This window comes from Puia sp. (assembly GCF_036500295.1).
GTDB lineage: Bacteria > Bacteroidota > Bacteroidia > Chitinophagales > Chitinophagaceae > Puia.
In genome coordinates this window covers 57,942-67,566 of sequence record NZ_DASYCH010000079.1, presented here as the reverse complement: position 1 = coordinate 67,566, position 9,625 = coordinate 57,942, and the positions used below count along the sequence as shown (strand labels likewise).

Below are 9,625 nucleotides of genomic sequence, written 5' to 3'. Positions count from 1 at the left end.
TTTATCCCGCGATCCGAGGGTAAGACGTAATCCTTCTGGTCAATGTTGCATATCAAACGGACTAAAGATATAGCCGGTCTTAGAAGCGGACGATCGGCAATTTTACCACGAAGGACTCGAAATTATTTTCCACCTGGATATTGCGTTTTGTGATCAGCTTGTATCGGTTGTCGAGGTTGCTCAGGCCAATCTTCGATGTTGGCTGGGGGTTGCTCCGGCGGTTCATGACGTTTCGGACGATGACGTGGTCGGAGGATATAGAGACGTCGATGGCGAGCGGTTTTTTCTCGCTGAACTCATTATGTTTTATTGCATTTTCCACGAGGGCCTGGAGGGAGATTGGGGGGATCAGGTAGTTTTCGGCGGACAGGTCGGTTATTTCGATGGACATGCTGATTGCGTCGGCGAACCGGATTTTCAGCAGGTAGAAATAGTTGCTGATGAATTCGACTTCTTCCCGGAGGAGGACGAGATCTCTTTCCTTGTTGCTGAGGATATACCGGTAGACCCGGGCGAGGGTGTCGTTATAGAGCCGGGCGCTTTTTGGGTCGCGGGTGATGAGGAAGGACAGGGTATTGAGGGAGTTGAAGATGAAGTGTGGGTCTATCTGGTTTTTGAGGGCTTCGAGTTCGGCCTGGGCCTTGGCAACGTTCAGCTGTTCGACCCGGGTTTCGTTGTATTCTTTTTCAAGGTTGAGGAAGAGTATCTCGTAAATATTGGTGATGAAGCAGGCGGCGATGATGATGATGAGCACGCTGTTGATGAGGTGCTGGTTCTCACCCTGCGGTTCTTTTGCGCAAAATTGCCAGAGGCGCAGCAGGAGCAGGGAGACGGCGCCGGAGTAGACGATGTTGGCGAAGAAGAGGGCGATGATGATCTTTGAGTAAGCTATTTTCGACCACGGGAATTTTTCTCTTATGTAGTACATGAGGCGAACGTTGCCTTCCCAGACGAGGAAAGCGACGACGATGAAGAAGAGGTAGCAGGCGGCGAGTTCGGAGGGTGTGTAGAGTCGATTTGTGATGAGACCGGACAAGTTAGGGATGAACAGGCCCAGGGCAGGGATGCCTATGGTCTTTACGAGCCGGTCGTTCAAAGCGATCTGTTTATTCATAGCAGGTTTGGATCCGGGTTTGCGCCGGATGAATAGTTTTTTCTGTAATGAGAATGATGAGAGACGGATTACTCCGTTAGTTGGTGTAGTAGATTGGAATAACGGCAAGTAATCTATTTGTGCTGTATTAGAAAAGTTAATTTATTGCAAAAGGAATACAACGTGAGTACGAGCGGAGCGGCGGCGGGTTGAGTGGTGATGAAGGTTCCCACGTTCATACCTTAATTACTACCATTGGAACCTGAAAATTCCCGTTTGAGTCAGTTTACCCAATCGCGGAAATAAAATGTAGTTATCTTTCCGTGTGTGACTTAATTAACTCAATTCCGGGGTAAAGGAATTATACTAATGGGCAACTTCCCCGGATCAGAACACAAAGTTGTCCTTAGAAGTTTTCTCATGTGACCCGCAGGTGGTTTCTACCACCTGCTTTTTTTTGCCCGGACCCCAAGGTCAATGATCGCCTACAACCTCGGCCCAGCGCCGATCCCAGCCGCCGCGTCATCAAATTTTTCAGCCTCCTGCCAGGGAGTTTTTCAATGGTTTCCCCGTTTTTTTCAATGATCCGGTGAAGTTTCAACGGATCAGGAATTTGTTTCAATTGTTTTGCGGCAATTCGCCCGATCGCAACTTTTTTGCTACCCTACCAATTTGGTAGGTTACAGTTTAGTCGACATATAACGGGTTTGGGTAATCTGATTTCCGGTTTGGGTAACAATGTCCAGGGTGCGTGCGTCAGGTATCTTATTTTTTGTGTCTTTTTTGTCCGGGAAAGGGACAAAATGGCTCTTTAACCGGGCAGAATTAATCTACATTTTAACCAAAACAAAACCAACAGTAAATGAGAAAGCTTATTCTATGTCTCGTAGCAACCCTGCTGGTATCGGTGCTGGTAGAGGCGCAGAACCGGGAAGTGACCGGGAAGGTGACCGATTCGACCGGCAATCCGTTGGCGGGGGCATCCATCAATGTTAAGGGAGCGCGTGGGGGGACCAGCGCGGGGCCGGACGGCAGTTTCCGGATCAATGTGCCTTCGGGCCGGAATACCCTTGTCGTCAGTGCGGTGGGATTTGTCTCACAGGATATCCCGATCGGAGCGGGTGGTGCTTTATCGGTGACGTTGATGCGGGAAACGCGCAATCTGAACGAGGTGGTCGTGACGGCGCTTGGTATCCGGAAGGAGAAGAGATCGCTGACGACGGCGCAGCAAACCATCGATGGGAATGAGTTGAACAAGTCCGGGACGGGGAACCCGCTGGGCGAGCTGGAGGGGAAGGCTTCCGGCTTGACGGTTATCCAGAGTACGGGTGATCCGGGCGGAGGCACCTATCTGCGGTTGCGGGGTGCGACTTCCATCACGGGTAACAACCAGCCGCTGCTTGTAGTCGATGGGATGCCTATCGACAACTCCATCAACAATTTCGATGCGACGGCGGGCGCGGGGAACAATTCCAACGGCGCGAATGGCAACCTGATCGGCGGCCAGCAGCCGACCAACCGCGGCAATGACCTAAATCCCAACGACATCGAGTCGATCAACGTGTTGAAGGGACCGGCGGCCACGGCTTTGTACGGGCTTCAGGCCGCCAGCGGGGCGATCGTGATCACGACGAAGAAGGGTGGTCCGGGCCGCAGGACGTCGGTCAGTTTCAATTCCTCGGTGACCCTGGACAAGGTAGGCTTGTTGCCGAAGTTGCAGGACCAGTGGTCTCAGGGGTCAAACGGACAGTATGCTCCGCCGGAAAGCGGGGCATCGACCTCCTGGGGGGCCAAGATAGACACCCTGGCGTGGGATGGGGCGACGGACTATCCTTATGACAAGCACGGCAACATCGTCGGCAAGTCGAGTCCCAATGCCAAGATGCCGGTGACGCCTTATGACCGCTACAATTTTTTCAAGACGGGGTTGACCTATAACAATAATATATCGCTGTCGGGTGGGAATGAGAGTTCGGGTTACCGGTTGTCGCTGGGCAATGTTTCGCAGACGGGGATCATCCCCAAGGCTAAGTACGAGAAAACGACGCTCAGCCTGAGCGGGTCATCGAAGATCAGCAACCGGCTGTCGACAACGGCGAGCATCAACTATATTCACTCGACCAACTACAAGGTGCAGCAGGGCTCCAATATTTCCGGGGTGATGCTGGGGCTTGTCCGGACGCCGGTGACCTTTGATAACTCCGACGGGTTTGGGTCGAAGGCCGCCAATCACCGGGAGGCGTATGAATTTCCGGATGGCACCCAGCGGGCTTTCCGCGGTAACGGAGGATATGACAATCCGTTTTGGGTGGTGAACAATGCGCCCACGCATTCCGATCTGGACCGGGTCTTTGGTCTGGGGCAGGCCGATTTTATCGTTGCGCCCTGGATCTCGCTGACCTACCGGGTAGGCGGTGATGTCTATGCGCAGAACGACAAGACGGCGTACGACATCAATTCCAGCAATGCGACGGCGGGGGCGATCTATCTGAACAACTATCACGTCACGCAATTCAACTCGGACTTCATCGTGAATCTGCATAAGAACTTTGGCGATGACTGGCAGACCTCGCTGCTGATAGGCCATAACTATTTCACGTCGGCCAACAACAATCAGCTTACGACCGGGAACGGCTTCAATGTGAGTGGCTTCTACGATATCTCGAATGCGCAGTCGTACCTGGCGGCGGAAACGGATATCCATAAGCGGACGATGGCATTCTACGCCGACCTGGAATTGAATTATAAGAAGATGCTGTTCCTGTCCGTTACGGCGAGGGACGAGACCTCTTCCACACTACCGGCGGCGCACAATACCTTCTTCTATCCTTCCGCGAGCCTGGGTTGGGTATTCACCGAGCTGCCGTCGATGAAGGAAAGTAACTTGTTATCCTTCGGGAAGCTGAGGGCCTCCTTCGCGCAGGTAGGTAAGGATGCCGCGCCGTATTCGCTTAACACGCCCTATACCACTGCGCTTTTTAACGATGGGTTCACCGGGGGGATCCAGTTCCCGGCTAACGGAAGCGCCGGCTACCAGATCAGCTCGGCTATTGCAACGCTGGGCAACCCGGATCTGAAACCGGAGAACACGTTTTCGTATGAGGGCGGGGTTGATCTTGGCTTTCTCCGGAACCGGCTGACGTTCAATGCGACGGTGTACTACAGTAAAACGAAGGATGGGATCATGCCGGTGTCTATACCGTTTACTACCGGGTTTGCCGGTACACTGGTAAACGGGCCTACCATCACCAACAAGGGTCTTGAACTGACGTTGGACGGTACGCCGGTGCAGACGGCCTATGGGTTGAAGTGGAATGTGATCGTGAACTGGAGCCGTAACGTGAGCAAGATCGTCAAGCTCTATCCGGGCATCCAGACCTTCTTTATGGGTGGTTTTGGATCGGGTGGCGAGGCCGGGATCTATGCGGTCCAGGGTGCGCCTTTCGGGGTTATCTATGGCAATACGAATCCGCATTCCGTTCCTACGGACCTGAAGAGTCCCCTGCTTATCGACGACCGGACGGGTTCTGCGAGCTATGCGCAGCCGTTGTCCGGCGCGGTGGGTCCCAATGTGATCCTGGGGAATCCGGCACCTGACTGGACCGGCAGTGTGATCAGCAACCTGTCTTATAAGGGCGTTATGCTGGGCGTCCAGATCGACGTGCGGCATGGCGGCGCCATGTGGAATGGTACCCGTGGAGCGTTGGCCAACAAGGGAACTGCGCTCGAGACGTCTAACCGCGGTGAGGCCACGGTCTTCAAGGGTTTGTTGGGTCACCTGGATGACAACGGGAATGTGGTACACAATGAAGGTGGGGTGGAGAAGCCGGGGCCGGGCGCCGCGAATACCATCCAGTCGACCTTTAACCAATTCTACTGGCAGAATACCGGCAACAGCTTTGGCGGCGGCCAGGAGACGGATATCGAGAACGGCGGGTTCACGCGGATCCGGCAGCTCAGCCTGAGCTACGATCTGCCGCGGAAGATGCTGAACAAAGGACCGATCAAGACCCTTTCGCTGACGGTCTTTGCCAATAACCTGCATGTATGGACGAAATATGATGGTGTGGATCCTGAGACGAGTCTTGGCGGACCCAGCAACGTGCAAGGGCTTGATTATTTCAATAACCCCAATACGAAAAGTTACGGCCTTCGTCTGAATCTCGGCCTCTAGTCTTTACATTTAAAATGCATAAAATGAAATTACGATATAAAGCAGGTTTGATGGTGATGATCAGCGGTATCCTGATCACTACTTCCTGTAAAAAAACTTTTTGGACCGACTATAACGTCAATCCGAATGCGCTTGCCGCGGTGACGCCCGACCTTTTATTGCCCACGGTGGAAGCGGCCCTTGCCTATACACAGGGTGGGGACGAGTCGAGGTTCACGGCCCTGCTCACTCAGCAAATGTTCGGCGCCAACAGCCAGTCTCAGACGTATTACCTGTATGGTCTGAATCCGGGCGTCTTCGACAACCTCTGGCCCGACCTTTACACGTCGACCATGCAGAATGACTATACCCTGATCCAGATCGCCGACAAGGGCGGCTATAACCGGTATGGCGGCATCGCGCGGATCATTATGGCCTATCAACTTCAGGTGGCGGTCGATCTGTGGGGTGACCTTCCCTATTCGCAGGCATTGCATGGCAATGCGGAAAAGGCCATCCTGCACCCGACCTATGACAAGGCTCTGGGGTTGTATGATACGATCGCTTCGCTGATCAATGTCGGTACGGCAATGCTACAGTCGCCCGATGCGGGTGTGCTGGTTCCGACCACGCAGGATGTGATCTACAAGGGTGATGAGGCCAAGTGGATCAAGTTCGGACATGCGATCAAGGGCCGGCTGGCCTTGCATCAGAGCAAGGGCAGTCCGCAGATGGCAGCCACTGCGCTGCAGGAATTTGCCCAGTCCTTTACCTCCAGTGCGGATAATGCCCAGTACGTCTGGGGTACGACCGAGACCTCGGCCAATCCCTGGTACCAATTCTACCGGGACCGGCCGGGCGATGAGGACTGGCCGCAGAGTTCGCTTGCCGCGAGTATGACAGCGAGTAATGACCCGCGTTATGGGGCGCTGGACCTGGACAGTACGGATGCTGCCGGAACGGCGATGAATTACTACAATATGATCAATTCCCCGACGGAGTTGATCACGTATGACGAGATGCTGTTCGCTATCGCGGAGGCGACGTTGCGGAGTGGGGGTTCGCTGGTGACTGCGCAGAGCTCGTATCAGGCGGCGATCACTGCCAACATGAAGAAACTCGGGGTCGACCCCGGGGATGCCGCCGTATATCTCACCGCGCATGGGACGTTGCCTGTGGGGACGGATGCGGCGATCGCGAAGATCGCTTCGGAGGAATATGTTGCGTTGTTCCTGAATCCGGAGGTGTGGACGCTTTGGCGGCGGACGGGGTCACCGACGCTGGTGAGCACTACGGGGAATCAGATCCCGCGGCGGCTGTTGTATCCGCAGAGCGAACTCAATTTCAATGCGGACAATGTGCCGTCGGTGACGTTGTATTCGCCGACGCTCTTTTGGGATAAATAAGGTGAAGTCGAGTATATAGTGTATACAGGAAAAGGCCTCTTTGGGGCCTTTTTTTCTTATATTCAGGGAATGGAAAAAGGACTTTCAAAGAGCCTTGGGCCGCTTTTGTTATGGGGGCTTGGCGTGGGGTATGTCATTTCCGGGATGTATTTCGGCTGGAATCTTGGGTTGGCGGAGGGAGGGACCCTGGGACTGGCCATTGCCACGGCCGGGGTTATCGTGCTTTATATTACGTTCACTTTTTCTTATACCGAGCTGGCCTGTGCGATCCCGCGGGCGGGTGGTGTCTTTGACTATGCCACGCGGGGGCTTGGGCGGGATTGGGGGTTTATTGCAGGGGTGGCGCAGCTGATCGAATTCCTTTTTGCCCCGCCGGCCATTGCGGCGGCGATCGGGGCTTACTTTCATATTTTTCTGCCGGGGATACCCGTGACGGTTATTGCGGTGGCGGCCTATTTTATCTTTACGGCCCTGAACATCTATGGGGTGAGAGCTGCCGCGGGTTTTGAGCTTATCGTGACGGTGTTTGCGGTGGTGGAGCTGCTGATCTTTTCGGGCGTGACGCTGCCGCATCTTTCGGTTTCGAACCTTACCCGGAATGCGTTGCCGCATGGCTGGACGGGGGTCTGGGCGGCGGTGCCCTTTGCCGTGTGGTTCTTCCTGGGATTGGAGGGAGTCGCCAATGTGGCGGAAGAGGCGAAGCGGCCACAGCGGGATGTGTTGATCGGGTTTGGGTCGGCACTGGCGACGCTGATCGTTTTATGTGTGCTGGTGTTTGTTGCTTCGGTAGGGGTGGCGGGATGGGAGGCGATCGTTTATCCGACACCGGGAGCGATGGAGACCTCGGACTCGCCGTTGCCGCTGGCGTTGTCGAAGATCACGGGGACGAGCGGGTGGGTCTATCATTTGCTGATCACGATCGGGCTGATGGGGCTTGTGGCTTCCTTTCACGGGCTCGTGCTGGCGGCGGGCAGGGCTACGCTGGAGTTTGGGCGGGTGCGTTATTTGCCGCCGGCGGTGGGGCGGGTGCTTGCCAGGCGGGGGACGCCGGCGAATGCTCTACTGATCAATATGGTGATCGGGATCGCGGCGCTGTTGTCGGGGCGGACGGCGGACATCATTACGATCTCGGTGTTTGGCGCGCTGACGCTCTATGTGCTGGCGATGGTGACGGTGCTGGTGTTGCGGAGGAAGGAGCCGGGGCTTGTGAGGCCGTTCCGGGTACCGATGTATCCGGTGTTCCCGATCGTGGCGCTGGTGATCGGCGTGGTATGTCTGGTGGCGATGGTGAGTCTCAATATTAAATTATCTATCATTTATTTCTCCCTTCTGCTGGTGAGTTATATTTGGTTTTGGTTGACGGCCCGCGGGCGGGCCGATCAGAAACCTGAGCCGGCTTGATCAAGAAATTAAAACGTATGAGTGATGCGCGACAATCAATCGCTTTCTGAGCTGCTTACCCGGCTGGGTGAGGAGCAGGTTGAAAAGGTAAAACTGGCCATCGCGGATGTCGATGGGATCTTACGGGGTAAGGTGATGAGTCTTGAGAAGTTCGGGGCAGTGTCCAGGACGGGATTTGGGTTTTGTGATGTGGTATTTGGCTGGGATGCCGAGGACCGGGCGTATGACAATGGGCGGTTTACGGGCTGGCATACGGGTTATCCCGATGCGCTGGCGATGGTGGATGTGGCGACGATGCGGAGGGTGCCGTGGGAAGGGGGGATACCGTTTTTTTTGGCTGATTTTTCGGCTGCCAGGACCGATGGCGGCACTGGCATTTCGGGAGACGTTGCGGGGGCGTTGGCGGTTTGTCCGCGGAGCCTGTTGAAGCGGGTGATCGGGCAGGCGGCGGCTGCGGGGTATTCGGCGTATTTCTCGCAAGAGTTCGAGTGGTTTAATTTTATCGCTCCGGAGACGGCTGGGGCGGCGCCGACGGCGTCGGGGGGATGGTCTTTTGGCGACCTGAAGCCGATGACGCATGGGATGTTTGGATATAGCATTTTGCGGGCTTCGCAGGGTAGCGCATTTTTTCATGATCTTTTTGACAGCCTGAAGGCATTTGGCGTGCCGTTGGAGGGGTTACATACCGAGACGGGGCCGGGTGTTTACGAGGCTGCTATTCTATATGCCGACGTGCTGGAGGCGGCGGACCGGGCGGTGTTGTTCAAGACGGCGGTGAAGGAGATTGCGCACCGGCATGGGATCCTGCCGACCTTTATGGCGAAGGTGAATGCGGAGTTGCCGGGATGCAGCGGGCATGTTCATCAGAGTCTGTGGAGTGTGGATGGGCAACGGAATTTATTTTATGAGCCGCCGGCGGAGACGGGGAGTTCTGCGGGGGAGCCGGGGGCGACTGCAGGGAGTTCGGCGGGGGCGACTGCGGGGGAGACGACTGCGATGGGGCCGACTACGGGGATGAGTCCGCTGATGGAGAGTTATATTGCGGGGCAGCTGCACTGTCTGCCGCATATCCTGCCGATGGTGGCGCCGACGGTGAACAGCTATAAGCGGCTGGTGGAGGGCGCCTGGGCGCCGACGACCCTGACCTGGGGGATCGACAACCGGACGGTGGCTTTGCGGGCTTTGCCGGGTGGGGAGAAATCGACGCGGCTGGAGACGCGGGTAGTGGGTTCGGATACGAATCCGTATCTGGCGATGGCGGCGTGTCTGGCGGCGGGGTTGTATGGAGTTCGCGAGGGGTTGAAGCTGAATACGCCGGCGACGAAGGGGAATGGATATGACGATAAGAGTCATGGGGTGTTGCCGCGGAATCTGTGGGAGGCGACGCAGGCGATGAAGGCGTCGCCGATCGCGGCGGAGCTTTTTGGCCAGGATTTTACGGATCATTTTATCCGAACGAGGGAGTGGGAGTGGAGGCAGTTTGGGCAGGCGGTGACGGATTGGGAATTGAAAAGATATTTTGAAATAATCTAAATAGACCGCGGGCTATTTTGGCTGATCAACCGCGGCGAA

The 9,625-nt window shown here is 55.6% G+C and carries 5 protein-coding genes; 4 read left to right on the top strand and 1 reads right to left on the bottom strand.

The genetic code is table 11. The annotated features are described in order from the left end of the window. Nucleotides 1-79: 79 nt before the first annotated feature. Nucleotides 80-1,114 carry a sensor histidine kinase gene (locus VGM48_RS15430; protein ID WP_331580647.1) on the bottom strand — a complete coding sequence of 345 codons (1,035 nt, stop codon included), beginning with the start codon at nucleotides 1,112-1,114 and terminating at the stop codon, nucleotides 80-82. Nucleotides 1,115-1,955: 841 nt separating this feature from the next. On the opposite strand from VGM48_RS15430, the gene VGM48_RS15425 reads away from it, so the two are divergent. The 4 genes from VGM48_RS15425 (at nucleotide 1,956) to VGM48_RS15410 (ending at nucleotide 9,586) form a co-directional block, all read left to right on the top strand. Then, nucleotides 1,956-5,267, top strand: coding sequence for a SusC/RagA family TonB-linked outer membrane protein (locus VGM48_RS15425; protein ID WP_331580645.1), 3,312 nt, complete (start codon nucleotides 1,956-1,958; stop codon nucleotides 5,265-5,267). A 23-nt stretch (nucleotides 5,268-5,290) separates the two neighbouring features. After that, entirely contained in the window at nucleotides 5,291-6,652 is a 1,362-nt protein-coding gene (locus VGM48_RS15420) for a SusD/RagB family nutrient-binding outer membrane lipoprotein (protein ID WP_331580643.1), read from the top strand. Nucleotides 6,653-6,721: 69 nt separating this feature from the next. Then, nucleotides 6,722-8,053, top strand: coding sequence for an ethanolamine permease (gene eat / locus VGM48_RS15415; RefSeq protein ID WP_331580641.1), 1,332 nt, complete (start codon nucleotides 6,722-6,724; stop codon nucleotides 8,051-8,053). Nucleotides 8,054-8,077: 24 nt separating this feature from the next. Next, nucleotides 8,078-9,586: a glutamine synthetase gene (locus VGM48_RS15410; protein ID WP_331580639.1), complete on the top strand. Its 1,509-nt coding sequence runs from the start codon at nucleotides 8,078-8,080 to the stop codon at nucleotides 9,584-9,586. Nucleotides 9,587-9,625 lie beyond the last annotated feature (39 nt).

Bases quoted from the DNA above. Each gene is read 5' to 3' on its own strand.
- VGM48_RS15420 (WP_331580643.1), top strand. From the start codon at position 5,291: ATGAAATTACGATATAAAGCAGGTTTGATGGTGATGATCAGCGGTATC.
- VGM48_RS15425 (WP_331580645.1), top strand. From the start codon at position 1,956: ATGAGAAAGCTTATTCTATGTCTCGTAGCAACCCTGCTGGTATCGGTG.
- VGM48_RS15410 (WP_331580639.1), top strand. From the start codon at position 8,078: ATGCGCGACAATCAATCGCTTTCTGAGCTGCTTACCCGGCTGGGTGAG.
- eat (WP_331580641.1), top strand. From the start codon at position 6,722: ATGGAAAAAGGACTTTCAAAGAGCCTTGGGCCGCTTTTGTTATGGGGG.
- VGM48_RS15430 (WP_331580647.1), bottom strand. From the start codon at position 1,114: ATGAATAAACAGATCGCTTTGAACGACCGGCTCGTAAAGACCATAGGC.